Consider the following 25,573-nt stretch of genomic DNA (forward strand, 5'->3'; position numbering starts at 1 on the left):
GCGAGGGCAAGCGGGCAAGGCTTGCCCCCGGCGGCGCCCCTCGCCTTGACCCCGGGCTGCCCTTGCCCTATCGCCATCGGTATCCCCTCGAAATGGCAAGGAGTGGCCCATGACAACGCCGCGAACCGTGTTGCGCCCCGTTACGGTCCTGGTCTTGCTCCTGTGTCTGGCCGCCCTTGGCCGCCCGGCCCGGGCCGACGACAGCGCCGCCGCCTACGACGCGGCCGTGCGCGAAGCCAAGGCCCATGCCGCCGACCCCGGCCCCTGGAGCGTCTCCAACTTGAAGGTCATCGCCGGCCCGGGTTCGGGCGACGGCAACGCCTATGTGGACGGCAAGGTGGTGGCCGCCACCTTCACCAAATCCTCCTATTACACCAGCGCCTATCCCGGCCTGTCCATGACCGTGTACGGCCAGCCCGCTTCCAGCGCTTCCTGGGTGACCGTGGGCGGCGAACTCAAGTCGTATCTGACCAGCCAGGGCGTGACCTTTGCCGACGTCAAGCTCGAAACCTCCCGCGTCCTTGGCATGTCGCAAACAAACAGCAACGACGCCGTGGTGGAGCTGCTCGTCAGCCCCGACGTCAACACCATCCAGCGGCCGACCAAGGACCCGTCTGTGGCCGGCCAGCCCACGTCCCTGGGCAGCGCCGCCGCCTTTGTCCGACCGGCCGGCATGTCCGACGCGGCCTACGGGAATTTCGTGGCCTACTACCACTCCTGGGAGGCCGCCGCCTACGGATCGAGCAACTTCCCCTGGACCCAGCTCGGCTACACCTACCGCTGGGGCCTGGGACCGACCCTGGCCGACATCCGGGGGCTGTCGGAATTCATCGTCCCTGGCGGCTCGCGCTGGACGGTCTACGCCGTCTATTCCCTGGGGTCCTACCTCTACACCAGTGGCAGCGGCTCAGGCGATTTCCGGGTCACCGGCGCTCTCGACACCCTGTGGGCCGGCCGGCAGTTCCAGCCGCGCGGCGACAGCGTCGTCATCGAGGCCGGGGCCACGGTCTCCGGCGGCCAGGGGCTGCTTATCTCCTCGCCGGGCTACACCGTGTCCAACGCCGGAACCATCACCGGGACCACGGCGGCCAAGTACGGTCTTGACGGCACGGCCGACGTGGCCGTGCTGTTTCTGGGACGCGAGGCGGCGCCCGGCTCCCTGGCCGAACCCTACGGCCGCACCAACACGCTCTATAATGCCGGCAATATCGATTCGCCGGGCACGGCGGTCATGGCCCTGGCCGGCGACACGGTCGTCGTCAACTCCGGCACGATCACCGGCGGCCAGGCGGCTGTGGTCACCGGCGACGGAGCCGACCGGCTGGAACTGCGCGGGGGGACGGTGTCCGGCCGGGTGGACCTCGGCGGCGGCCAGGACAGTTTGGTCGCCACTGGCCCGTCCAGCCTGGCCTTTGCCCTGGCTCCCCAGGGGACCTCGGCCCCGCCGGTGCAAAATGTCGAGTCCGTGAGCCTTGGGCCGCAGACCTCCCTGGCCCTGACCTTTGACCCGTCAGGCTATGTGGCCACCGGCCAGCGCTACGCCATTGTTTCGGGCGGTTTGGTCAACTTGGCCGACAGCGGCCTGACGGTAACGAGCAACCTGCCCATGGTGCGTTTCACCGCTGCCACGGACGCTGCCGGTCTTTCGGTCACGGGTTGGCGCGACCCGGGCTGGTATGCGCGAAGCCTCACCAGCCCGTCCCTGGGCGCGGCCCTGGACGCCGCCGCCGCCACGGTCCGGCCGGGTATGGAAGGGCTTATCGGGTTTCTCGACCACAGCCCGGACGCGGCCGGGGCAGGCTCGCGGCTGTTGCCCGGCCCCCAGACCCGGTCCATGGCCTTGGCCGTGGACGGCGCGTCGGCCTTTACCGCCGCCTTTGCTGAACGCCTGGCCGGGTTGCGGGGGGGCAGCGGCGCGGCAGGTCTGGCCGCGCCCGGATTTTACGGCCATGGCGCGGGCTTGGGCGATCTGGAGGCCCTGGGCCGGCTGGCCGTGTCCGGGCAGCCGGCCGCCCTGGCCGAGCCCTGGCGCGCCGCTGTGCCCGGGGCCGCCCCGGCAGACGACGGCCTGGGGTTGGACGACACAACGGCCGAGGGGCCGCTGGAAGCGTTTGCTACGCTCTACGGCGGCCAAGGGCAGGGCGTTTCCAGCGGCGACGCCCCGGGCTATGCCAGCAATTTGGCCGGGGCCATGGGCGGGCTGGGGATTCGGGCGCTGCCCGGGCTGCGTCTGGGGCTTGTGGGCGGCTACGCCTGGACCGGGGCCGACTATTTCACCGGCCGGGGCCGCGGCGACGATCAGGTCTGGCGGGCCGGGGCCTATGCCGCCGTGGACGCCGGCCCCTGGACTTTGGATGCCCTGGCCGCCTACGGCTGGCACACGGCGCGCAACAGCCGGCCGGTCTGGGACAGTGTGGCCGAGAGCACGGGGACCATGGGCGAATGGCTGGGATTTGTCCGGGCGGCGCGGCGCTTCGATTTTGGCAACGGCTTTGCCGCCGAACCTTTTGCCGTCGGCCAGCTCGTGTCCCTGCACCGGGATGCGGTCACGGAGAGCGGGGCCGGCGCGGCCAACCTGCTGGTGGCCGCCGACACCAGCCTGTCGCTGACCTCGGTAGCCGGGCTGCGTCTGGAGAAGACGTTTGCATTCGGGGCCTGGCGGCTGACGCCGGAGGTTTTCGGTGGCTGGAAGCACGAATACGGCGATCCGGCCCCATCGGTGACGGCGGCCCTGGCCGGCGCGCCGGACGCGCCCTTTGCCGCCTCGGGCGGGACCGTGGACCGGGATCAGGCCCGGTTCGGGGCCGGGCTCAGGCTTTGGGGCGCGGGCGGCGCGGCCGTGGCGGCCCGGTTCGACGGCACGGCCGGCGGCACGCGCTCAAGCTACGGCCTGTCCCTGGGGCTGCGGCTGGGCTTTTGATCCGCCGGGCCTGGCGCGTCTTGGAAGATACGGAATCGCGGCTGTTGCCCGCGAAAAGCCCGTGGGCTTTTCGTGCGCGACCTTAGCGCACCACCACCACCGTGCATGGGGCAATCTGGACCAGGCGCATGGACACGCTGCCCAGGAGCAGGTTTTCCACGTCGTCCTTGCCCCGGGAGCCGAGGTAGATGGCGTCGGCTCCTTCCTCGCGGGCGATGCGGGCCACGGTCTCGGCCGGCCGGCCCGGCGCCCAGCGGGTGCGGATGGTCACCCCGCGCAGCCGGGCGATTTCCTCGGCCTCGGCCAGGATGGCCTTGGGTTCGCGCAGGTGGGCGGCAAAGGCGGTTTCGCAGTCCGTGGCGTCGCAGTCGAAAAACGACAGCGCTTCCACCACGCACACGGCCAGGATGTCCATGGGCACACAGCCGACCCGGTCCAGGGCCCGATCCAGGGCGCGAAACGACGGCTGGGAGCCGTCCAGGCACACGATGCTCGTCTTCATGGCTTCCCCTCCCGGGCGCGGCCCTTGGCCGGGGCCAGCTTAACCCATGCTCCGACGCGAACCAAACCTATGCGAGGCATATCCCGCCGCCGTGGCGTTGTCGTGTGAAAACACTGCTGCCGGCGTGTTTTCATGCCGTCTTACTCCATGTGGAGCACCACGGCAAAAGCGGTGAAAAGGGCCCAGACTTTTTGCCCTTCGTGCAGTTCCAGATCCCGGGCGCTTTGGGTGGTGACCACGGCGCACAGGCGCGTGCCGTCGGACAGGGCCACGATGGCTTCGCTGGTCAGCTCGCCCAGGCGCAAAAGCTCCACCTCGCCCTGGAACCGGTTGCCGGCCGTGGATCGGGGCATGTCCGTGCAGGCCTCCAGCACCACCCACGGGGCCTTGATCTCGGCCGTGACGAAGCTGCCTTCGGTGATGCCGAGGTTTTTAAGGCTTTCGTTGGTGATGATGGAATTGACGGCATGGCCGCCCAGGCTCTCGACGGTGACGATGGACTGGATGTCGCCGCGCTGGATGTGGGCCACCCGGCCGAAGAAGGCGTTTCGGGCGCTGGTGCGCCGGGTTTCCCGGGTGAGCACCTGCCGTTCGACCTTGCGCCGCTGGTCCTCGGGCAGATGGAGAAAGGCGGCCGTGAGGTCGGCCGTGGAATGCCCCAGGATGCGTTGGACCACGGGCAGTGGCACGTCGTCGCGCAAGAGCTCCACGGCCCGCGACCGGCGGATGGTGCTCGGATTGACGAGCTCCTTGGTGAAGCCGCATTCCTCGGCCCGCTCGTAGAACTTGCGGCGCACATGGCCCTGGTCCAGGCGAAACAGCGTGCCGCGCAGGCCGGCGTAGGCCGGGTTGTCAAAAACGGCGGCCAGGGCCTCGCCTAGTTCGGCCGGAATCTGGACCTCGCGGCCCGGGCCGTCCTCGCCGCCGCCCAGCATCACCGACAGGCTCTCCAGGTTGACGTCGGTGCGGTCGTTTATGGCCAGCACCTCGCCCAGGCGCGCCCCGGTGTGGCGCAGCATGAGAAAAATCAGGCGCACCCGGTTGCGCGACACGGCCACGTCGGGCCGTCCGGCCCGGGCGGTCCAGGCCGAGAAGGCTTCCGACAGTCGCGTCAGCTCCAGGGTGTCTAAAAATTTGACGTCGTCAGGCACCGAAAAGATGCGGGCCGCCCGGAACCGCTTGCCGCCGGTCTCGGCGTTTTTAGGCTCGTTCATCAAACCTCCCCGCGAATGCACGCAAACTTTAAAAATCCACGGGCAGGCCCGCAAAGTCAAGGCTTAGCGCGAGGCCACCACCTCGATCTCCACCAGCACGTCCCGGGGCAGCCGGGCCACTTCCACGCAGGAACGGGCCGGGTAGGGTTTTTGGAAATAGCTGGCGTAGACGTCGTTTATGGCGGCGAAGTCGTTCATGTTCTTGATGAAGACCGTGGCCTTGACCACGTTGTCCAGAGTCAGCCCGGCGGCTTCGAGGATGGCGCGCACGTTTTTGATGGTCTGGTGGGCCTGCTCGACGACGTTGTCCGAGGCCACGGTTCCGGTGGCCGGGTCGATGGGGGTCTGGCCGGACACAAAAAGGAGATCCCCGGCCCACACGCCCAGGGAATAGGGGCCGATGGGCGGCGAGGAGCCTTCGGCGACGACGATCTGTTTGGCCATGACGGCCTCCTTTGCGTTGCTGTTGCGGCGGTGGCTGGCAGGCGGCTGCCGCCGGGGGGCAGTGTGCGACGCCGACGGCGCGGCGTCAACCGCAAGTGGCCGCAAGTGGCCGAAGTGCCGTCAAATGGCGGCAAGTGGCGCGAGGGGCGCAAGCGGCGGCTGTACGTGGCGCATTGAGATCGGAGAGCCGGCCAGGACGCCGACGACGCGGCGTCTGCCGCAACTGGCGACGCCGGCGAGGGCGAAGGGGTCGCCAGTGGTCTCGCTGGGGCGTAAAAGGGCCGCACTGGCGTGCAAAGGAGTGCGAGAGGTCGCGCTGGGGCGCAACGGCTTACAGGCGCTTGTGTAGTTGCTTTGAAAAATTGTAGCGAACTCGCCATTGTTTTGCGATGCAACATTTCGCAACTGTCAGGAAAGGCGCGATGTTGCTTTGCCATCACGTCTTGACGTGAGCCAGGGAATGCCCAATATTCACTATTGATGTAGTGTGGTTTTGGGCGTTTCGTCTGCCGCGAAGCGTCTTGGCAAAGCAACAGGAAAAGGAGTCGGCATGGTTGCATGGTGGAAACAGGCGTTCTTCGTTGTGCTCGGCGTCGCGGCTTTGGCCGTCTTCTCCCAAGCCGGCAGCGCCGTGGCAGGCGACTACTCGTTTAAGGTCCACAACAAGTCCGATGTCGGCATCACCAAGGTGCTCGTGCGCGAAGCCGGCGGCAGCTGGGGATCGTTTGACATCGGCACGATGATCGAGCCCGGGCGCACCGCCAAGCTGGTCTGGGCCAAGCACACCAACAACCAGGATTGCGAACAGTGGATCAAGGTGGTGTACGCCGACGGTTCCGAGGCCAAGGCCACCAAGTTTGATTTCTGCGAGGACAACCTGGAAATCGAGTTCGAATAGCTGCCCGGCCGTGAGGCCTTGGCCCGCCAAGGGCGGTTCGGCTTGGGCCGGGCCGCCTTTTTTGTTGCCGCGCGCAGCCCTGGGAGCCTGCCAAGCAAAAGGGGGGAGCCCGAAGACTCCCCCCTTGCGCGCCGATGGCTTATCGTCCGCTAGAACTTGTAGGTCAGGCCGAAGGCCACTTTCCAGGCGTTGTTGCCGAGGCTGTCGGCCTGGCTCACCATGCGGTGGCCCCAGACGCTTTCCTGGAACTGGCCGTGGGCCCAGCCGGTTTCCAGGACCGCGGCGAGGTTTTCATAGATCATGTACTTCGTGTCGAAGTTCAGGCCCATGAGGTACTCGTTGGTGGTCAGGTCGTGGCCCATGGAGAAGTAGCTGTTGCTGAGGTAGGTCCGGGCGTAACGGATGGCCCGGGCCGAGTTGTTGCCGCGCAGGTAGACGAAGGTCAGGCGGTGGGTCAGGTTCTCGATGAAGGTCATCTTGTTGAGCGACGCGCCGATGCCGTAGTTGCCCACGGGCGACACGTACATGTTGGAACCCTTGCCCAGCTCCTGGCTGTTGTCGAACAGGAAGCTGTTGCCCGGACCCCAGTAGGACCGCATGTAGGGCATGCGCTCGGAACCGTTGCTCGTGGACTTGTCTTCGCCCGTGGACCAGAAGGCGAACACCTGGGGCGTGACCATGTCGAAGCCGGTGTATTCCGCGCCGGCGTCGACCATCCAGCCTTCGCGCTTGGCGGCCTTGGTGTCGCCGGCGGCGCCGGCCCCGTAGATCACGTCGGCGTAGAACTTGACCGGATCCAGGGCGGTCACTTCAAACGCGCCGCCGACCCAGTAGTAGGGGTTCTGGTCGTTCTTCCAACGGCCCAGGCCCGTGGCGCTGGTCCGGTTGGCGGCGCTGGCGGCCGACATCAGGGTGTTGTTGAAGTTGTTGCCCCACTCGGCCACGTCGGTGGTGTCCTTGTAGGCGTAGTCGGTGTTGCGGCCGGCCACCGAAACCATGCCCCAAGGCGTGGCCTTGAAGCCTTCGATGGTGACGGGCAGGGCCAGGAAGTAGGCGTCGAGCTCGTCGGCCACCTGGGTGGTGGTGGTGTCGTAGGTGCGGTTGGTGTCGATGAGGCGGCCAAAACCGGTCAGCACCGACAGGGTGTTTTCAATAAGCGGCGCCTTGATGGTCAGGGCGGCCATTTTGTCGGACCACACCGGGCTCATGTAGAACATGCTGGACTGCGGCAGGTTCACGTCCTGGAGACCGGCGGTGATTTCGATGTCGGTGCCCGGGTACTTGAACTGCAGGTAGGCCAGATCGACCTGAACGGCGGTTTCGGGGTTGGCGGCGGTAAAGGTGCCGTGGCCCCAGGTGTCTTCCACCTTGATGCCCAGACGGAACTTCACGCCTTCGTTGGCGATGAAGTCCGAGCGCAGGCGGAAGCGCTCCCAGATTTCGAAGTTGTCCTCGGTCTTGGTGCCGGTCTTGTTCCAGCCGGTGAAGTTGCGGCCCTCGAAGAAGTTGCCGTAGACGCGGGCGTCGCCGGTCATCTTCACTTCCGTGGCGGCATGGGCCAGGGTCGTCGCGCCCATGAGCAGGGCGGCGGCCAGGGCTAGGCTTTTCATCGTCTTCATGATTTCCTTCCTCCAATCAAACAAAGGGGTTCGAGCAAACAGCCATCGTCGCGCCCCAGGCTTCCGGTGGCGTGCCGGAAGTTCACGTGAAAACGGCTACGCCGAGGCTGGTCAGAAAACAAGTTACAAATTATAAATTATTGTTCATGGAAACTACCTGGTCCGACCGGCGTCAGTCCCTCCAGGCCGCGTCCGAAGCACGCGCGCGGGAGAGAGGAACAGGCAGGTTCGTTGCGTGTCGCCAGCGAAGGGAAACATGCGCTTTTTGGGGGCGCTGGACAAGGGCGTTTGGAGAGAGCCCCCGGAGGGGGGCGAAGCGACCAGGAAAGGCAACGCCGCTTAAGGCGTCTCGGCGGCCAGCCACAGGGCCGCGCCCAAAGCGCCGGTCATGTCCGGGGCTTCGGGCACGAGCACATCAAAGCCCACGGCCTCGGCCACCAGCCGCACGAGGCAGGGATTTTGGGCCACGCCGCCGACAAAGACCACGGGCGGGGTCAGCCCCACCCGGCCGAGCATGGCCAGGGTGCGGCCGGCCACGGCCTTGTGCAGCCCAAGGGCGATGTTGGCCTGGGACACGCCCCGGGCCATGAGGGTGGTGGCCTCGGTCTCGGCAAAGACCGTGCACATGGAACTGATCAGCGGCGGATCGTCGCCGGTAAGGGCCAGGGCGGCAAAGGCGGCAACCGACAGGCCAAAGGCCGTGGCCACGTACTCCAGGAACTTGCCCGTGCCGGCGGCGCAGCGGTCGTTCATTTCGAAGCGGCCGACCCGGCCGCCGGGCAGAAGCGCGATGGCCTTGGTGTCCTGGCCGCCGATGTCGAGCAGGGTCGCGGCCTGGGGAAAAAGGCTTGCGCCCCCCAGCGCGTGGGCCTTGATCTCGGTGACGGCGCGGGCCGTTGGGTACAGCTCCCGGGCCAGCTCCCGGCCGTAGCCGGTGACGGCCAGACGCTTGGGCACACCGTCCGCAAAGAGTTGCCGCAGCTGGCCGGCAGGGTCGAAGGTGGTGGGCAGGCGGCGGGAGAGGATGGTTTCCCCCTCCCGCCGCACCACCAGTTTGATGGCCCGCGAGCCGACGTCCAGGCCCGCGACCTCGCTCACGCCAGGGTCTCCACGAAAGCCTCGACCCGGGTCTTGAGCTGGCCGGCGTCTTCCATGCCGTAGTCCGTCTCGATGGCCAGATAGGGGATGCCGGCGGCCGTCATGGCCTTGCCCACCTTCATGGCCTCGTGGGCGTAGGGCTGGCAGAAGAGCAGGCCGTAGTGGACGACGCCGTCGGCGTTTAGGCGCTTGGCCAGGGCGGCGATGTTGTCCAGGCGCTCGTCGTTGGGGGTAAAACAGGCGCAGTCTATTTGCATGTAGCGCGCGGCCAGGGCGTCGAGCATGCCGTCCAGGTCGGCCGGGGTCTCGTCGGTGAGGTCGCGGGTGTTGCGCTCGCCGATGCAGGACTCCTCGCCCACGATGACCGCGCCCGAGCTTTCGATGAGATAGGGCAGCTTCCAGTTGGGCACGGCCATTGGACAGCCGGCCAGCAGCAGGCGCGGCGTCTTTTTGGGGGCCACGCCCTGGCCGGCGGCGACCCGGGCCTCGATCTCGTCGCACAGTTCGTTGATCTTGGCCGTGAACCGCACCGGATCGTCGTAGAAGCTTATCTGGTTGATCAGCAGGGCGTCGCGGCCGGAAATGGGGGCCGGATCGGCGGCGCGCAGGGCGGAGAGGCGCTGCAAGGCCCGGCGCTTGGCGTTGACGACCTTGGTGGCCTCGGCCAGGGCGGCGGCGGTGATGGCGTTGCCGGTGAGCGTCTCCAGCGCCTCCTTGTAGCGCACGAGTTCCGAGCGAAATAGCGTCATATCGCACGGGGCCTTGCACTGGGGCACTTCCATGATGTGCATGTTGGCGAGCTGGGAAAACGCCTCGTAGGCCTTTTTCTTGCCGTCGCAGGTGGTCTCGCCCACGATGAGGTCGCAGGATTCGGTGTAGGGGCACAGCCGGGCCAGCTTGAAGCCGACAAAGGATTTGATGAGGTCGCAGGTGCCGCGCGGCACGAGCGTTTCGGCCAGCTCCGTGCCGGCCTTGGCCCCGGCGCACAGCCCGACCTGGACCGCGCCGGCGGCCAGGGTCAGCTCCTCGGGCACGAACACGCAAAACGTGCCGACAACTTTCTTGCCGGCGGCCTTGGCGTCCTGGATTTCCTTGATGCGCAGCCCATGGACTTCGGACAGGACGAAATCGAGGTATTCAGCGCCCTTGAGGCGTCCTTCCTGGGACAGGTAGATGTCGCCATAGAATTTGCCCAAAACCGCCAGCAATCCGTCGTGGGCCTCGATGTCGAGGTCGAGTTTTTCCCACATGGCCTTGTGGGCCGCGTCGCTCATGGCATCCTCCGGGATAAGGGGTTGAAGCGTATGCCATACTCAAGGAAAAGCGGGCGGTGAAATTGTTTCTTTTAATAAGTTTGCGAGGATGCGATTGGAACAAACTATCCGTGGAGACGCTAAAGGAATTCCGAGACCGGCCGAAAAGGAGGTTACCACGCGAGGGTCCGGCAGGAACGCCGGACGACATCGCCCCAGGGAGGGAGGCGTATGGCTCGAATACTGCAATTCGAACCCCGTCGCCAAGTAGTCCGGCCGCATCGGGAAACGCTCGACACCGCGTTGTCTCCCAAGCGACCGCACATCAGCGACCGGGACCTCTGGACACGGGACTACCGCGAGACGGACAACATTGTTTACGCGATCATGAAGATCAAGGAGATACTCGACTACCATCTCTACTATGACGACGTCTGGCCGTATCTGCTGTTGTCGTTTATGGAATCCGTGCACACGTCCCGCCAGGGCGGCGGCGAGGATTTGCCGGCCACGGGCGCGTCGCTCAAGGATTACGTGCTCTCGGCCGTGACGGCGGACAACAAGCGCGACCTGTCCATGGTGCTGCTGCTGGCCGACCTCATCGAGAAGTCCCCGACCTATCGCGGCACGTCGTCGTCGCCGTAGGGGGAGAGGGAGAACGACGAGGATAATCGGGGCGCTGCCCCGAACCCCGCCGGGGGGATGATCCCCCCGGACCCCGCCAAGGGTGGGGTGAATTTTGGAGCCGCGAGCGGTTCCGCGCTCCCTGGGCACGGGGAAGGCGGGGCCGGTCGCGGCTTTTTTGGCGTGGGGCGGGGCGATACTTGACCGGGGTGTGCCGCCGTTCTAACATTTGTTCATACTCGTCAAGGAGGGGACCATGCGCGCGACGGTGACGCAGATCGGCAATTCCACCGGGATCATCCTGCCCAAGGAAGCGGTGGCCCGGCTGAAGGTGCAAAAGGGCGACAGCGTGTATCTGACCGAGACGCCCGAGGGCTATGCGGTCACGCCCTACGATCCGGCTTTCGAGGAACAGATGGCGGCGGCGCGCAAGGGCATGGCGCGCTATCGCAACGCGCTGCGGGAGCTGGCCAAGTGACGGACTGGAAGTGGGTGTCCGAGGCGGTGGTGGTGGCCGTGCACGGCGAGCAGCTGGCCGCCCACGGCGGCGGCGCGGGCGTGCGCGACCGGGGGTTGCTGTCCTCGGCCCTGGCCCGCCCCCGGCATCTGGCCGGCTACGGCGCGCCGGACGCCTGCGCCCTGGCGGCGGCCTACGCGTTTGGGCTTATCCGCAACCATCCCTTTATCGACGGCAACAAGCGCACCGGATTTTTGACCGCCTTCGTGTTTTTAGAGATCAACGGCTGGGAATTGACGGCCACCGAAGCCGAGGTGGTGGCGGCGGTGCTGTCCCTGGCCGCCGGCGAACTCGACGAAGCCGGATTCGCGGATTGGCTGCGGGAGCATGGGGTGGAGGTGGAGTGAGGGCCGGCGGGGTCTAATTGAATTTGCCGGAAAACGGCTTGTCCGGTTCGCGGCCGAGGTCGCGGCAAAATTCTAGATAATCCTCCACGGAATCGGTGAGCGCCTGTTCGAGTTCACTGGCCGACGCGCCTTCGAAGGTCACGGTGTCGCGGATGTTGACCACGCGGCCGTGGAAGAACTTGGCTTCGGCGTCATATTCGAATTCGCCAATGAAGTCCTTGTATTTCATGGTATTAATGGGGTTGTCTGGGCGTTTGGGAGGGGCGAGTGAAGTGTATATTCGTTGACGTGTAAAGGTTTATTGTATTAGTGGAAAGAAAAATATCGAGGATTGAAAATTATGAAAAAAATGTTCCCTGGGTACTATTTGCCGTCTGAGGAAGACTTTGAATCATTATGGAAAGACGGGTTGTTTGTCTTTGATACCAATGTCCTTCTTGATATGTATAGTTATCCTGATGCTGTCCGCGATGTTTTTGAATCTGTATTAAGAAAAATACAGGATAGAATATGGATTCCATTTTTCGTCGGATTGGAGTTCCAACAGAATAGATTTAAAAGAGTATTGCAATCTGAAAAGAATATAAAGTCTTTGCTTGATAAGATACAGAATACTGCAAAAGAGTTAAGCGATGAAGTTGAGAGCATAGAGCTCGAGAAGAGGGCTGTAGGGCTTGAAGATGTTCAAGAACGTCTGAAAGCTGTGAGGGATTCTCATTTGAGTTTGTCTGAAGCTGTTGAGTTGGTATATAAAAAAGTACCTTTGGTTAGTCTTGATGATGACATTGCAAATAAAATATACGATTTATTTGAGGGCAGGATTGGTTCGGCTGTTGAAAATCAAGATAAATTGGATAAAATGTTGGTTGGTGCTGATGAGAGATACGTAAACTCAATTCCTCCGGGTTTCCGAGATAGCAAAAAGGATGGTTCCGTATTTTGGGGAGGAGTCGTATATCCTCAGAAGTACGGCGATTTTATTATCTGGAAGCAGGTCATTGATCATGTGTTGAATAGTGGAAATAAAAAAGTTGTTTTTGTTACAGGAGACCGAAAAGAGGATTGGTGGTTTAAGGTTGAAGGGAAGACCCTAGGACCTCACCCGTTGCTAGTAGAGGAAATTTTTCGGATTGGAAAGGTTGATGTTTTTTGGATGTATAGCTCTGATCAGTTTTTGGAGTATGCAGAAAGATATTTAAGAGCGACAGAGGTGACAAAAGAGACAATCGATCAGGTTAAGGAACTAGCTAGTGGAGGTAGTGATCTGCTGGGCGATGAGCCTCGCCATGTTAATGTGTGTTTTGATGTGCTTGAAGACAAAAATGTTGCTGATAGCTATAAGACTTTTATGGAGCATCTTGAAGGCGTTGCTCGCAGAGAGTCTGCGGCCAGTAGTAGTTCGTCCGGTAATTATTATGGAATTGTAGAAGGCAATGTCAAAAATTTAGGAAAGATTTTGGATTTTGTTGTGTATAAATTTAACTGTGAGTATTGTTTAGGAGGGGTTGATTGTTTTGACTTTATTGGAGTGACGGGTAACGCTCGTTTGGGGCTTGTTATTAAGGATGTTTCGGCTGAGAAAAACTGGTTCAAAAAGGTTGTTGATGGTTATTGGCTGTCTAGGTATTCAGCTGCCACAGGTGGTGTGGTTGATGATTTTGCAGTAATTTTATTAGTGCCTTCTGAAGTCATTTATGAGGCGAGCAGCTTTAGTTGGCGTAAAATGGTTGATCAGAGTTTAAAGTCTTTTGTATTAAAATATAAGCCTAGGGCTGTGGTTGTTGGGGTGTTTGTGGGTGGTGAATTTAAAGAAATAATCAGCGTTTGTCCGTAAAGTACCTTTTGCCGGCGATCTGTTCTTCAAGGTGTATTCGAAAATAGTACGAAAAAACTTTGATTACCCCTCCCTCAACTCCTCCTTCCGCAACTGCCTTCTTAAAATCTTCCCGCTGGTCGTCTTGGGCAACGTATCCCGCAACTCCACCGCCCGCATGACGACGATGGGTCCCAGCTCGCGCCGCACATGGGCCCGCAGTTCGGCGTCAAAGGCGTCGGCGTCGGGGAACGCGGCGATCCAGCCCGGGTCGGGCACGACAAACGCCTTGGCCACCTCGCCCTTGATCTTGTCGGGCAGCCCGATGACCGCCGCTTCGGCCACGAAACGGTGGGCCGTCAGCGCCGCTTCCACCTCGGCCGTGCCCACCCGGTGGCCGGCGATGTTGAGCACCTCGTCGGCCCGGCCCTGAATCCAGAAATAGCCGTCCTCGTCGCGCCGGGCCACGTCCCCGGCGAAATACATCCCAGGGATGCGCTCCCAGTAGGCGGCGCGGTAGCCGGCCGGATCGCCCTCCAGCCCCAGGCACATGGCCGGCCAGGGTTTTTTGATGACCAGATAGCCGCCCTGGCCCGGCTCCACGGGCGCGCCAGCCTCGTCCACCACCTCGGCCTCGATGCCGGGCAGCGCCTTGCCCACCGACCCGGGCTTGAGCACCGAGATCGGCATGGGCGCGATCATGGCCATGCCGGTTTCGGTCTGCCACCAGGTGTCCAGCAGCGGACACTTGGAACCGCCGAAATGCTTGTACAGCCACATCCAGGCCTCGGGGCCAAGGGGTTCGCCGACGCTGCCGAGCAGTCGCAGGGTCGAGAGGTCGCGCTTCTTGGGATACTGCGGCCCGTAGCGCATGAGCATGCGGATGAGCGTCGGCGTGGCGTAAAAAATGGTGGCCCCGTAGCGCTCGATGATGCTCGGCAGCCGGTCGGCCTGGGGATAGAGCGGATGGCCTTCATAGAGGATGACCGTGGCCCCGGTGAGCAGTGGGCCGTAGACGCCGTAGGTGTGGCCGGTGATCCAGCCGGGATCGGCGGTGCAGAAATGGATGTCGGTCGGCTTGACGTCAAAGACCGTGCGGAAGGTGTGGTGGGCGCCGACCATGTAGCCGGCGTGGCCGTGGATGACCGCCTTGGGCTTGCCGGTGGAGCCGGAGGTGTGGAGCCAAAAGAGCGGCTCGTCGGCCTCCATGACTTCGGTGGGGGCCTCGGGCGATTCCTGGCGCAAGAGGTCGTGGTAGTAGAGGTCGCGCGGCTCCTGCATGTCGATGTCGTGGCCGGTGCGGCGCACCACCACCACGGACTCGGCCGCCTCGGGCCGCACGCCCGGCAGGGCCTCGTCCACCACGGCCTTGAGGTCGATCATGCGGCCGCCCCGGTAGAAGCCGTCGGCCGTAATGACGACCTTGGCCCGGCTGTCGTTTACGCGTTCGCGCAGGGCCTTGGCCGAATAGCCGGCGAAAACGAACACGTGGGGCGCGCCGATCTTGGCCGCGGCCAGCATGGCGATAACCGTTTCGGGGATGGGCGGCATGTACAGGCACACCCGGTCGCCGCGCCCGACGCCCAGGCCCCGCAGCGCCCCGGCCAGCCGGTTCACTTCGCGGTACAGCTCGAAATAGGTGAATTTGCGGCAATCCCCGGCCTCGCCCTCCCAGATGAGCGCCAGCTTGTTTTTCGTCCAGGCATGGACATGCCGATCCAGGGCGTTGTGGGCGATGTTGCCCTGGGCCCCGGGAAACCAGCGGTAAAAGGGCGGACGCGAATCGTCCAGCACGGCGTCCCACTTGCGCCGCCATTCCAGCTCCAGGGCCGCCTTTTCCCAGAAGGCCAGATGGTCCGCGCCGGCCAGGGCGTAGGCCTCGGCCAGGTCGTGGGGTTTGATATTGGCTTCGATGACCGTGGCCGGGGCCGGGCGAAACACCCGTTGTTCCACGAGCAGGGCGTCCAGGGTTCCGGTCGTCGGCGGCATCGGCGTTCCTTGTTTGGCGGGCATGTCGTCCCTCACAGACCGAGGATCTGCTTGAGCTCGCCGATGCGGCGGCGGCCGATGGGCAGCTCGATGCGGGTTTTGCCGGCGGTGCGCAGCATGAAGTTGCCGCCGGGCAGGGTGGCGATCTCGGTCACCTGGTCGAGATTGACGAGGTATTTGCGGTGGACCCGGAAAAAGCGGTGGGGCCGCAAGCGTTCTTCAAGGTTTTTGAGGCGATACGAGGTCAGCATCTTCTGGCTGGCGGTATGGACGAAGGAATAGTCCTCGTAGGCCTCGATAAAAAGGATCTGGGTGTAGGGCAAAAGGATGGTGCGGCCGTCCAGGGTGATGGGCAGCTTTTCGATGTCCACGGCCCGTTCGTGGCGCGGGTCCCAGGCCTGGCGCAGGGCCGACAGGAACCGGTCCTCCTCGTCCTCTTCCAGGGGCAGGCGCACGGTTTCCTCGCCGCCGGCCTCGTCGTCGCCGTCGTCGTCCTGGCCCGGACGCGGCGCGGCGGCGGCCCGCCATTCCGGCGGCGGGGCCTCGCGGAAGGCCGGGCGGAACCGGGCCAGCCGGTCCAGGGTCTGGGCGAAACGCTGGGGGGTGAACGGCCACAGCAGATAGTCGGCCGCGCCGAGTTCAAAGGCGCGAAAGGCGCGCGTTTCGTCGGCGGCGATGAAAACCAGCCCGGGCTGGCGCTTGGCGGCGGCCAGGGCCTCGGCCAGCTCGAAGCCGCCCATTTCCCCACCAAGGTCCACGCCGCAAAAGAGCAGGCCGTAGGGGATGGCGCGCAACAGCTCGGACGCCTCGTAGGCGTCGGCCGCCTCGCCCAGCACCCGGATGAAGTCGACTCGGCAAAGCTCGGTCCGAAGGGCCGTGCGCACGGCCGGATCGGGATGGACGAGGAGTGCTGTGATGCGGTCCATGGTCACGCGCCCTTGTCGCTGGCGAAAAAGGAGAAGGGCACTGCCGCACGCCGGTACGGCGTGCGGCTCCCGAGGCGGGGCGGGCGGCGGGCGCTGGCGAGGGCGGCCAGGGGGCCGCCCGGCCTGGTCACTCGCCCTCCAGGCGCAGGCCGGTGATGGTGGAGACGGCCTGTCCCCGGGCGGCCTTGACCGCGTCCAGGCCCCGGGCCAGGGCGGCCCGGTCCGAGGCCCGGGCCAGGGCGGTTTCCTCGGTGATAAGGCCGGCGGCGAAAAGCGCGGCCGTGGAGGCGTCGAAGCCCACCATGCCGTAGGGCGCGCCCTGTTCGATGATGTCGGCGACGCCAAGGCTTGTCGCCTCGCCCGAGGCGATGCGTTCGCGCAGGCGCAGGGTGGTGACGAGCAGTTCGGCCGAAACGGCCCGGCCTCCGCCCAGGCGCGGCAGCAGGCGCTGGGCCAGCACGGCCTTGAGGGAACCGGCCAGCCGGTTGCGGGCGAGCTTTTCCTCGGCCGGACCGAAGCAGGCCAGCACACGCTCCACGGCTCCGGCGCAGTCGGCGGTATGCAGCGTGGCCAGTACCAGATGGCCGGTTTCGGCGGCGGTGAGCGCCGCGTCCAGGGTGTCGCGGTCCCGGGCCTCGCCCAGGACGATGACATGGGGCGCTTGGCGTAGGGCGGCCCGCAGGCCTTCGGCGAAATCCGGGAAATCCGTGCCGCGCTCGCGCTGGGTGACGATGCCGCGTCCGGGCGGCAGCAGGCATTCGATGGGGTCTTCCAGGGTGACGACGTGCACGGGCCGGGCGGCCAGGATGGCGGCGGCCAGGGCGGCCAGGGTGGTGGATTTGCCCGACCCCGTGGCCCCGACCACCAGGACCAGCCCCTCGGCCAGTTCGGTCAGCCGGGCCGCCGCCGGGGGCAGCGTCAAGGCGGCCAGGGGCGCGGGCGCGGCCGGCAGGCGTCGCAGGACCAGCCCAAGGCCTTGTCCGGCCCGGTGGATGTTGGCCCGAAAGCGCCAGCCCGAGGAATGGCGGTAGGACACGTCGCAACTGCCAAGGCGCGTGAGGTCGGCAGCCAGACGGGCGTTCTGCCCGAGCAGCTCCCGGGCCAGGGCGTCGGTGGTTGGCGGCGAGGTCGGCGCGCCAAGGCCCGGCAGGGGGGTAAACGCGCCGTCCACCAGCGCCCCGGCCGGGCCGGCCGGGGGGAAGAGCAGGTCCGAGGCCCGGGGCGCGGCGGCAAGGGCCTGGCCGACGAGGGCGTCGAGAAGGGCGTGCTCCACGGTTTGCCTGGATTCCTGTCCTTAAGAAGGTTTCGCGCCGGGCCGGGGCGCGCCGCAACCGGTCATTTTTCCTGAGGAACACTGCCGCATTTTGTGGCCTGGCGCAACGCTAGGCCGAAGCGGCCGGGGCCGGGACAAGGCCTTCGAACCGGGTCTTGTTGACGGCGTTTCGCAGGGCGTCGGCCGGTTCGATGCGTCCGGCGGCCAAGAGTTCCAGGAGCGAGTCGTCCAGGGTGCGCATCCCCTGGGCCTTGGCCGTCTCCAGCACGGAGTTGATCTGGAAGATCTTGTTTTCGCGGATGAGGTTGCGCACGGCGGTGTTGGCCAGAAGCAGCTCCATGGCCATGACCCGGCCCGGGGCGTCGGCCCGGCGCAGCAGCGTTTGGGAGATGACGGCGGTCAGCGATTCCGACAGGGCCGAGCGGATCTGCGCCTGCCGGTCACCGGGGAAGACGTCGATGACCCGGTCGATGGTCTTGGCGGCCGAGACGGTGTGCAGGGTGGACAGCACCAGATGGCCGGTCTCGGCCGCTTCCAGGGCCAGCTCGATGGTTTCGAGGTCGCGCATTTCGCCGACCAGGATGATGTCCGGGTCTTCGCGCAGCGCCCCGCGCAGGGCGGCGGCAAAGGAGCGGGTGTCGCGGCCCACCTCGCGCTGGTTAATCAGGCACCCGGCCGAGGCGTGGAGGAATTCGATGGGGTCTTCCACGGTGATGATGTGGTCGCGCCGGGCTTCGAGGGCGTGGCGGATCATGGCGGCCAGGGTCGTGGACTTGCCCGAGCCGGTGGGGCCGGTGACCAGCACCAGTCCCTTGGGGCGCATGGCCAGCTCGCCCAGGATGTCCGGCAGACCGAGGTCGGCCAGTGTCGGCACGGTTTCCGGGATGGCCCGGAAGGCGGCGGCCACGCCGCGTTCCTGGCGAAAGTAGTTGCAGCGAAGCCGGCCCAGCCCCGGGGCGGCGTAGGCGAAGTCCAGGTCGCCGGTTTCCTCGAAAACGGCCAACAGCCGCTGGGGCGCGATCTCGTAGAGCAGGGTCTTTAATTCCTCGTTTTCCAGCACCTTGTACTTGATGCGTTCCAGCCGGCCATTGAGGCGCAGCATGGGCTGGCAGCCGCTGGAGAGGTGCAGGTCCGAAGCTCCGGTATCCTTGAGCATCTTAAAAAAAGCGTCGAGCTGGGCCATGGCCTCTCCTTGGACGGACGGATGGCCGAGCCTACCACGGAAGGGGGCAGCTTTGGAATTGCCTTGACAGCCCTCGGTTTGGGCACGGGTCTTGAAGAATGCCCGGCATGGGATCTCCCAAAGGCCGGGCGAAACGCCGCCAGCGGCCCGGTTGGGGGAAAAACGGGCGGCGGGAAGGGTCGTCTGGAGTTTAACGAAATGAAACGAGGCTGGCCCATGGGTGAGAAAGTGAACCGCCGCAGGCTTCCGGTTGGGAGCGCTTGGGAAGACGGACGGTTTTTTTTTGGCCCGGACGGCATCGTATCTATCGTTAAGTAGCGACAAGGAGCGATGCGGGATGCACGAGCGCAAGATGGAAGTGAAGGAAACCTACACGGTCCAGGAAGTGGCCAGGTTGCTCAAATGCAGCGACCAGACGGTGCGTAAGCTCCTCAAGGGCCACGAGCTTCGTGGGGCCAAGGTGGGCCGGGGTTGGCGCATTTGTCACGACGAAGTGGTGCGCATGACGCGGCTTCAGGGCTAGCGTCGGTCGGCGAACGCGGCAAAGACGGGAGAGAGTCGGTGGGCAAGGAAGACAAAATTACGCCGAGCCAGCGTTTGCTGGAGCTCATCCGCAAGTCCTCGGGAGCAGCCGGGACGGCGGCTCCTGCTGCGTCCAACGCGGGGGAGGCGGTGCGTCGGCCGACGATTGGCCCGTCCACGGCGGCGGTGGCCCAGCCTGATCCTGTCGCGCCGACCGGCCTGGCCGCCACCCCGGTCGTCGAAGAAGCGGTTGTGACGCCGACAGCGCCGACAGCGCCGGCAACGAATTCGCAGCTTGATGCCGCCGCCGACGCCAATCCGCAACTCGTGTACGATCCGTACGGCGCGGGGCTTGCCACCGCCTCTTACCAGGGCGGCGTGAGCTGGCCGGGGTTCGGCGAAATTCCTCCGGCCAAGCCGGCCGACGGGGCGGAATTTGACCCGGCGATGCCGGCAGCCGGCCCGGCTGAACTGCAGCCGGAACCCGTCATTGATCTGGCTGTCGAGGCGACCCCGGCCGACGCGACCGAAGCCGCTGGCGCGCCCGGGGTGTTGGCCGAGGCCCTGCCCGAACTCGTTTTGGATCTCGACGATGTGGCGACCCCGGCTGACGCGACCGAAGCCGCTGTCGCGCCCGGGGTGTTGGCCGAGGGCCTGCCGGAACCCGTCATTGATCTGGCTGTCGAGGCGACCCCGGCCGACGCGACCGAAGCCGCTGTCGCGCCCGGGGGGTTGGCCCAGGCCCTGCCCGAACTCGTGTTGGATCTCGACGCCGCACCAGCCCCGTTTGGCTTGGCCGAGATCCCAGATGCGCCATCCGTCCCGGCCGAGGCCCAGCCCGAGCTTGTTTTGGGTCGCGACGCCGCGCCGGCCCCGGCCGCTGGGTCCACCTCACAAGCCGAGACCGCTGTCCCGGGCGGGGGCCTGCCGGAACTCGTTTTGGACCTCGACGCCGCGCCGACCATGTTTTTCACTCCGGCCCCGGTGGCCGCCGCCCCGTCGGATACGGCCGCGACGTCCGAGACGGCCGACGGGCCCGGCGCTTTAGCCCCGAGCGACACAGCCAACGCTGAGGAGCCGCCCCAGGCGGACGACGCCGACAATGCGTCCGGCCCCATGGCCGAATCCGCTCCCGTGGCCGCCGCCGATCTGGCGGTCGTGGCCGCTTCGGCCGGCATGGTCTCGGAGACGGCGGCGGGGACCCCCAAAAAACGACGGGGCTTCAACTGGCGCTCCCTGCTGCCTGGCGGGCGCATCTGTCATGTGGGCGTGGACATCTCGGCCACGGAACTCGTGTGCGTGGCCGTGCGCGGCCAGGACGCCGACTTCGAGGTCTTGGGCCTGGAAGCCGTGCCCGTGCCCCAGGGCGTGGAGCCGGGACAGCCGGAATTCGCCGCCCTGCTGGGGCGCGCCCTGTCCGGCCTGTGCCTGCCCGGCCAGATGCCTAAGGTCTGGGCGGCCGCCCAAAGCGCCCGGTCCAACATCCAGTTCCTGACCATTCCCAAAGTGCCGTCCCGTCAGGTGGACAACGCCGTGTACTGGACCGCCAAAAAGGACATGGGCTTTGACGAAGCCGACGTGATCTTCGATTTTGAACGGCGGGGCGAGATCACGGAAAAAGGGGCCGTTCGGCTGGGGGCCATGGCCTATACCACGCCGCGCGAGGCCATAAGCCTCCTGCAAAACGATTTCGCTCAGGCCGGCTTCCCCCTGGCCGGTCTGACCCTGGAACCCTTCGCCCATCAGAATCTCTATCGCCGCCGCATCGTGGACGGCCCGACCGAAGGGGCCACGGCCAACCTGCATGTGGGCCGCAACTGGTCACGCCTGGAGATTGTCAGCAACGGCGACATCATGTTCGTGCGGGTCATCAAGACCTCCATGTCGGGCATGGAACAGGCTGTCTACGACGCCCTGGAATCCCGGGGCCTGGCCGCCCCGGCCCAGCCGGCCAAGGCTCCGGCGGGAGCGCCCGGGGCCGCCGGGCCGCGCGAGGAAGTGGTACTCGATCTCGACGCCCTGTCCGGCTCCGCCGAGGCTGGCCTCGTCCTGGACCTCGACGCTCCGGCCAGTCCGGTTACGCCCGAACCGGAGCCGCAAGGCCCGTCGCCGCAGCCGTCAACCGGCGAGACCGTCCGGCCGCTGGAAGCCGACCACGCCCGCGAACTGCTTGACTCCGTGGTTTACGGCTGCCTGTCCGTGGACGACTGCCACCCCGGCTACGGGCTGGAACTCGACGACGTCATGGACATGCTGCGCCCGGTGGCCTCGCGCCTGGTGCGGCAGGTGGAAATGACGCTGAAGCACTACCGCGAATCCCTGGGGCAGGATCAGGTCACCCGGCTGACGGTGTCCGGCCCCCTGGGCGGCAGCCGGCTGTTTTTGGATTTCATCCAGGAACATGTGGGATTGCCCTGCGAATCCCTGGACCCCCTGGCCGGCCGCCCCCTGCCGGCGGGAACGGCCATTGGCGGACGGCTGCCGGGTGCGCTTTTCAGCCAGGCCCTGGGACTGGCTCTGTCCGACGAAGGCCACACGCCAAGCGCTTTCGTCACCTACAAGGAGCGCGCCGCCAAACGCGCTTCGCGTCTGCTCGAACAAGGGGCGTTGGTGGGACTGGCGGCGGTCCTGGCCGGCATGGCCTTGTTGTCGTTTTCCGCCATGGCCAAGCGCCAAACCCTGGAAAGGGAACGCGACGCCCTGAACCAGCGTCTGGCGGGCTACGGCGCTTCCCTGGACGCGGCTGCTCTGGCCCGCAAGTCCGAGGAACTGCGGACCAAGATCGAGGCCATGCAGCGCTACGCCTCCCGCAACCGCATTGTCGGGATATGGGAGGAAGCCCTGGCCCTGGCTCCAGACGGCGTGCGCATCGGCTCCATGACCACCGAGTGCGGGCCGCCCGACAAGCCCCTGGACCAGGCCGCCGCCCAGGCCGCCGCCCAGGCCGCCAAGAACCTCAAGGACGGTAAGGACCCCAATGCCCCGGTGTCCAGGCTCATCATCGAGGGCGTGGCCATTGGCGACGCCCGGTTGTTCGACTCCATGCTGGCCAGCTACGTGGTCGCCCTGGAAGGTTCGCCCCTGTTGGAGGAAATTTCCGTCAAGCGCAGCGAACTGGAGGGTCTGGAAGGCGGGGCCACGGGCTTGCGGTTTGTGCTGGCGGCCAATCTCACGGAGAGCAAACCATGACCCTGGCCGAAATGCGAGGCGCCCTGCCGCCTCGGACCCTGCTCACCCTGGCCGTGGGCGCGGCCGTGGCCCTGGGATTTCTGGCGGTCTTCCTGCTGCCGGAATACCGCGAGATCGAACAGTTGACCGTTCGCACGGCCGCCATGCGTGAAACCCTCAACGATCGCAGCCAGCTCGAACCCGTAGCCAAGGCCCTGGGCGAAACCCAGGCCAAGGTGCGCGAGGTGGGGCCGGTGGGCGGACGGGACAAGCTCCCGCTGGCCGATGTGGAGCGGCTCACCACGATTTTCGATGCACTGGCCAAACCGCATGGCCTGCGTCTGTCGGCCGTCTCCCCGGACGCCGCCTCGGTGACCCGCGAGGGTTTGTTGGCCGTGCGGCTGGCGTTTCTTGGCACGCCCGAGGCCGCCCGCCGGTTCATGCTGGACCTCGGCGGCTTCGGCCCCGTGGTCAAGGTGGAGTCGGCCGCGACCATGTATGGCCGTGAAGGCCGCGAATTTACCCTGAAGTGCTGGCTGGCCGTTCGTTAGGCCGGCCCGGACATAAGGAGAGCGGGGCATGACCCGGCGGGAAAAGATCATATTGGCCGTGACCGGCGTGGTTGCCGTGGTTGCCGCGGTCTACCTGTTGCTGGACACCGGTCCGGCGGTTGCGCCGCAGCCCGGGGGCCAAGTGCAGGCCCAGGCCGCCGCCCAGACCCAGGCCGCCGCCCAGGCCCGGGAAGCGGCCCAGGCCCTGGTCCGCCAGGCTGCGCCTGGCGGCGTCGAGACGGCGCTGATGGCCGCCTTGGACAAGCCGTGGCGCGTGGCCGTCCTGTACGACAAACCCCTGGAAGCCCGGGGCGGGACGGGCCGGCCGACGGTGGTGCCCCGGTTCACGGGCTATGTGGAGTTGGGCTCGGGGCGGCTGGCCGTCATCGACGGCTACGAATACCAGGCCGGCGACACCCTGGAGGGCGGCGGCTACAAGGTGCTGGCCGTGTCCCCGGACAAGGTGACGCTGGAAAGCCTGGCCAACGGCCAACGTCTGGATATTCCCTACGACGGGCAGGACGCCCTGGGGCGATGAACCGGCGCAAGCCGGGACGGGAGAAGACCATGCAAGTGACGGGCAACAAAAGACGGCCGGGCGGCTTCGCGGCGACGGCGGCGGGGATGATCCTGATCATGGCCGTGGGCTGCGTCAAAAAGCCCCAGAAAGATACCTTCATCGAGCATTGGGAGACCATGGCCAACAAGTCCGAGGGCTATTCCCCGGTGGCCAGGCCGCGCAAGGTGGAGTTCTCCAAGGCGACCATCAAGGCTGACAAGCCCGAGAAGGAAGCGCCCAAGCCGGTCAAGGCCCTGCCCAAGCAGAAGGTGACGCTGCGCATGTACGACACCGATCTGGTGGCCGTTGTGCGGGCCATGGCCCGGGCGGCCAACCAGAACGTGGTGCTGTCCTCGTCCATCCCGGGCGCGGCCGGCGGCGACAAGGCCCTGCGTATCAACGTCAACGTGGTCGACGCCCCCTGGGACGAGACCTTCACGAGTATCCTTACGGCCAACGGCCTGGCCTACGCCGTGGAAGGCGACATCATCCGCGTCATGACCCTGGCCGACATGGAGCAGCAAAACAAGCTCAAGGAAGCTCACAACAAACTTCTGGCCGAAAAGACCAAGGCCAAGGAGCTGGAGCCCTTCGTCATGGCCCGGGTGGAGATCAACTTCGCCGAGCTGCCCAAGATCTACGCCACCCTGTCGGCCATGTGCGGCGGGTCCGCCCAGTCTGGACTGGCCGGCGGCCAGGGCCAGGCCAACCAGGCCAAGCCCGGCGAGACCGTGCGCGACATCACCCCCACCAGCGCCACCAGCGACGCCATGAACATCCAGGGGCAAAGCGGGGCGCGCAATCCCGGTCAGCTCAACTGCTCGGTAGTGCCCGACCAGCACAGCAACTCCATCATCGTCCAAGGGCCACCCAACGACGCTGAACGGCTGGTGGCGCTTATTGAGGAACTCGACAAACCCCGTCCCCAGGTCAAGCTCAAGGCGTTTATCGTCCAGACCGACCGCGAGACCGGCCGCCAGCTCGGCGTGCAGTGGGGCGGGCTGCTCAAAAATTCCAACCTGCGCATCTCTCCGGCCCAGACCGGCACCTCGACCACGACGCTTAATACCGGCAACACTTCCGGCAACACCGTGGGCAGCAACACGTCCACCAATTCGTCGCTTAGCGGCAACAACAGCACCACCCTGAACAACACGTTGGCTGCCAATACCGCCAACAACAGCACCACCACCACCACGGTCAACGCCGACGGCACGGTCACCACCACCACCTCCTCCACCTCGTCCCCGTCGGACAGTTCGGTATCCAACCTGGCGGCCAGCGCCGCCTCGGCCCTGGCCGCCAGCATGCTGGCCGCCAATACCGGTACCTCGTCCAACAGCACCTCGGGCTCCTCGACCCTGGCCTCGACAGCCTCGCCGGCCTTTGCCGGCGGCACCTCGGGCCAGGGCTTTGGCCTCAACTTCCCGGCGCTGTCCTCCGCTTTGACCAGCGCCTCGGGCCTGGGCGCGGCCGGGGCCGGCGTCAACTTCCTGTTCGGCAACATCGCCGGCAACGTGCTGGAAGCCCAGCTCACCGCCCTGGCCGAGTCCAACAAGGTGAAGATCCTCTCCAGCCCCACCATCACCACCATGGAGAACCACTCCGCTTTCGTGGAAAACGGCATGGACGTGCCCTACGTCTCCACCTCGCAAAACGGCACCAACGTCCAGTTCGCCCACGCCACCCTCAAGCTCGAAATGCTGCCCCACGTGGTGGACAACTCCAATCTACGCATGAAGATCGTGGTGAAAGACGACCAAGTGGACACCACCAACACCGTCCAGGGCAACCCGTTTATCTACAAGCGCGAAACCCAGTCCAACCTCGTGGTCGAGGACGGCGACACCATCGTCATCTCTGGGCTGACCCGCGACACCGTCGGCGACAACGAGGCCGGCGTGCCCTACCTCAGCGACATTCCGGGCCTGGGCTGGGCGTTTAAGACCAAGGCGTCGAGCATCAAACGCGAAGAGATCTACATCTTCGTGACGCCGACCATCCTCAAGGAAAAGCCCATATCCCCGCCGCCGGCCGTGGCCATGATCCGGCCTTCCGACGCGGCCGAGACGGATAAAATCGGGTCTTTGACCCAGTAGGCGACAACAGGGAGACGCCGCGTCGGGAATATGCCCCGGCCCGGCCAAGAAGCC

The 25,573-nt window shown here is 65.5% G+C and carries 22 protein-coding genes; 11 read left to right on the forward strand and 11 right to left on the reverse strand.

Annotated elements, in window-relative coordinates; genetic code table 11:
- The first annotated feature begins 109 nt into the window (after window positions 1-109).
- Window positions 110-2,920, forward strand: a complete 2,811-nt coding sequence (locus tag DMR_RS03090; RefSeq protein WP_012750221.1) for an autotransporter outer membrane beta-barrel domain-containing protein — start codon at window positions 110-112, stop codon at window positions 2,918-2,920.
- 82 nt (window positions 2,921-3,002) lie between these two features.
- On the opposite strand, the gene DMR_RS03095 is transcribed toward DMR_RS03090, so the two are convergent.
- From DMR_RS03095 to DMR_RS03105, 3 genes are all read right to left on the reverse strand, one after another.
- Window positions 3,003-3,422, reverse strand: coding sequence for a universal stress protein (locus DMR_RS03095; RefSeq protein WP_012750222.1), 420 nt, complete (start codon window positions 3,420-3,422; stop codon window positions 3,003-3,005).
- Between the two features lie 140 nt (window positions 3,423-3,562).
- Complete coding sequence (locus DMR_RS03100; RefSeq protein WP_012750223.1) at window positions 3,563-4,636, reverse strand: TOBE domain-containing protein; 1,074 nt, start codon at window positions 4,634-4,636, stop codon at window positions 3,563-3,565.
- Between the two features lie 63 nt (window positions 4,637-4,699).
- Window positions 4,700-5,080, reverse strand: coding sequence for a RidA family protein (locus DMR_RS03105; RefSeq protein ID WP_012750224.1), 381 nt, complete (start codon window positions 5,078-5,080; stop codon window positions 4,700-4,702).
- Between the two features lie 550 nt (window positions 5,081-5,630).
- On the opposite strand from DMR_RS03105, the gene DMR_RS03110 reads away from it, so the two are divergent.
- On the forward strand, window positions 5,631-5,978 hold the full coding sequence (locus tag DMR_RS03110) for a hypothetical protein (protein ID WP_148208345.1): 348 nt from the start codon (window positions 5,631-5,633) through the stop codon (window positions 5,976-5,978).
- Between the two features lie 149 nt (window positions 5,979-6,127).
- Here DMR_RS03110 and DMR_RS03115 read toward each other — a convergent pair whose 3' ends face one another.
- From DMR_RS03115 to DMR_RS03125, 3 genes are all read right to left on the reverse strand, one after another.
- Complete coding sequence (locus DMR_RS03115; RefSeq protein WP_012750226.1) at window positions 6,128-7,597, reverse strand: outer membrane homotrimeric porin; 1,470 nt, start codon at window positions 7,595-7,597, stop codon at window positions 6,128-6,130.
- A gap of 339 nt (window positions 7,598-7,936) precedes the next feature.
- Window positions 7,937-8,695 (reverse strand): acyl-CoA dehydratase activase, encoded by a 759-nt coding sequence (locus DMR_RS03120; RefSeq protein WP_012750227.1) that lies wholly within the window; start codon window positions 8,693-8,695, stop codon window positions 7,937-7,939.
- Window positions 8,692-9,969 carry a double-cubane-cluster-containing anaerobic reductase gene (locus DMR_RS03125; RefSeq protein ID WP_012750228.1) on the reverse strand — a complete coding sequence of 426 codons (1,278 nt, stop codon included), beginning with the start codon at window positions 9,967-9,969 and terminating at the stop codon, window positions 8,692-8,694. Before DMR_RS03125 ends, DMR_RS03120 begins: the two co-directional genes overlap by 4 nt.
- Before the next feature lie 210 nt (window positions 9,970-10,179).
- Here DMR_RS03125 and DMR_RS03130 point away from each other — a divergent pair, with 210 nt between their 5' ends.
- From DMR_RS03130 to DMR_RS03140, 3 genes are all read left to right on the forward strand, one after another.
- Entirely contained in the window at window positions 10,180-10,593 is a 414-nt protein-coding gene (locus tag DMR_RS03130; RefSeq protein WP_012750229.1) for a hypothetical protein, read from the forward strand.
- Between the two features lie 235 nt (window positions 10,594-10,828).
- Complete coding sequence (locus DMR_RS03135; protein ID WP_006918872.1) at window positions 10,829-11,050, forward strand: AbrB/MazE/SpoVT family DNA-binding domain-containing protein; 222 nt, start codon at window positions 10,829-10,831, stop codon at window positions 11,048-11,050.
- Entirely contained in the window at window positions 11,047-11,436 is a 390-nt protein-coding gene (locus DMR_RS03140; RefSeq protein WP_012750230.1) for a type II toxin-antitoxin system death-on-curing family toxin, read from the forward strand. The genes DMR_RS03135 and DMR_RS03140 overlap by 4 nt, the downstream gene beginning before the upstream one ends.
- A gap of 13 nt (window positions 11,437-11,449) precedes the next feature.
- On the opposite strand, the gene DMR_RS03145 is transcribed toward DMR_RS03140, so the two are convergent.
- Window positions 11,450-11,665, reverse strand: a complete 216-nt coding sequence (locus tag DMR_RS03145; RefSeq protein WP_012750231.1) for a type II toxin-antitoxin system HicB family antitoxin — start codon at window positions 11,663-11,665, stop codon at window positions 11,450-11,452.
- Between the two features lie 111 nt (window positions 11,666-11,776).
- On the opposite strand from DMR_RS03145, the gene DMR_RS24210 reads away from it, so the two are divergent.
- On the forward strand, window positions 11,777-13,270 hold the full coding sequence (locus DMR_RS24210; protein ID WP_012750232.1) for a PIN-like domain-containing protein: 1,494 nt from the start codon (window positions 11,777-11,779) through the stop codon (window positions 13,268-13,270).
- Window positions 13,271-13,333: 63 nt separating this feature from the next.
- On the opposite strand, the gene acs is transcribed toward DMR_RS24210, so the two are convergent.
- The 4 genes from acs to DMR_RS03165 form a co-directional block, all read right to left on the reverse strand.
- Window positions 13,334-15,238, reverse strand: a complete 1,905-nt coding sequence (gene acs / locus DMR_RS03150) for an acetate--CoA ligase (protein WP_012750233.1) — start codon at window positions 15,236-15,238, stop codon at window positions 13,334-13,336.
- Between the two features lie 32 nt (window positions 15,239-15,270).
- A complete protein-coding gene (locus DMR_RS03155; protein WP_012750234.1) occupies window positions 15,271-16,164 on the reverse strand; it encodes a LytR/AlgR family response regulator transcription factor in 894 nt (297 codons plus the stop codon).
- Between the two features lie 127 nt (window positions 16,165-16,291).
- Window positions 16,292-17,437: a type IV pilus twitching motility protein PilT gene (locus DMR_RS03160; RefSeq protein WP_012750235.1), complete on the reverse strand. Its 1,146-nt coding sequence runs from the start codon at window positions 17,435-17,437 to the stop codon at window positions 16,292-16,294.
- Window positions 17,438-17,546: 109 nt separating this feature from the next.
- Window positions 17,547-18,620 (reverse strand): type IV pilus twitching motility protein PilT, encoded by a 1,074-nt coding sequence (locus DMR_RS03165; protein ID WP_012750236.1) that lies wholly within the window; start codon window positions 18,618-18,620, stop codon window positions 17,547-17,549.
- 337 nt (window positions 18,621-18,957) lie between these two features.
- On the opposite strand from DMR_RS03165, the gene DMR_RS03175 reads away from it, so the two are divergent.
- The 5 genes from DMR_RS03175 to DMR_RS03195 are packed head-to-tail and all read left to right on the forward strand — an operon-like array spanning window position 18,958 to window position 25,519.
- Window positions 18,958-19,143, forward strand: coding sequence for a helix-turn-helix domain-containing protein (locus DMR_RS03175; protein ID WP_006921555.1), 186 nt, complete (start codon window positions 18,958-18,960; stop codon window positions 19,141-19,143).
- Window positions 19,144-19,181: 38 nt separating this feature from the next.
- Complete coding sequence (locus tag DMR_RS22260) at window positions 19,182-22,331, forward strand: hypothetical protein (RefSeq protein ID WP_012750237.1); 3,150 nt, start codon at window positions 19,182-19,184, stop codon at window positions 22,329-22,331.
- Window positions 22,328-22,861 carry a hypothetical protein gene (locus DMR_RS03185; protein ID WP_012750238.1) on the forward strand — a complete coding sequence of 178 codons (534 nt, stop codon included), beginning with the start codon at window positions 22,328-22,330 and terminating at the stop codon, window positions 22,859-22,861. Before DMR_RS22260 ends, DMR_RS03185 begins: the two co-directional genes overlap by 4 nt.
- A 28-nt stretch (window positions 22,862-22,889) precedes the next feature.
- The gene (locus tag DMR_RS03190; protein WP_012750239.1) at window positions 22,890-23,399 is read left to right on the forward strand and encodes a hypothetical protein; all 510 of its coding nucleotides are present in this window, start codon (window positions 22,890-22,892) and stop codon (window positions 23,397-23,399) included.
- 29 nt (window positions 23,400-23,428) lie between these two features.
- The gene (locus DMR_RS03195) at window positions 23,429-25,519 is read left to right on the forward strand and encodes a secretin N-terminal domain-containing protein (protein ID WP_043601475.1); all 2,091 of its coding nucleotides are present in this window, start codon (window positions 23,429-23,431) and stop codon (window positions 25,517-25,519) included.
- Window positions 25,520-25,573: the final 54 nt, after the last annotated feature.

It is taken from the genome of Solidesulfovibrio magneticus RS-1 (assembly GCF_000010665.1).
In the GTDB taxonomy this organism is placed as follows: domain Bacteria; phylum Desulfobacterota; class Desulfovibrionia; order Desulfovibrionales; family Desulfovibrionaceae; genus Solidesulfovibrio; species Solidesulfovibrio magneticus.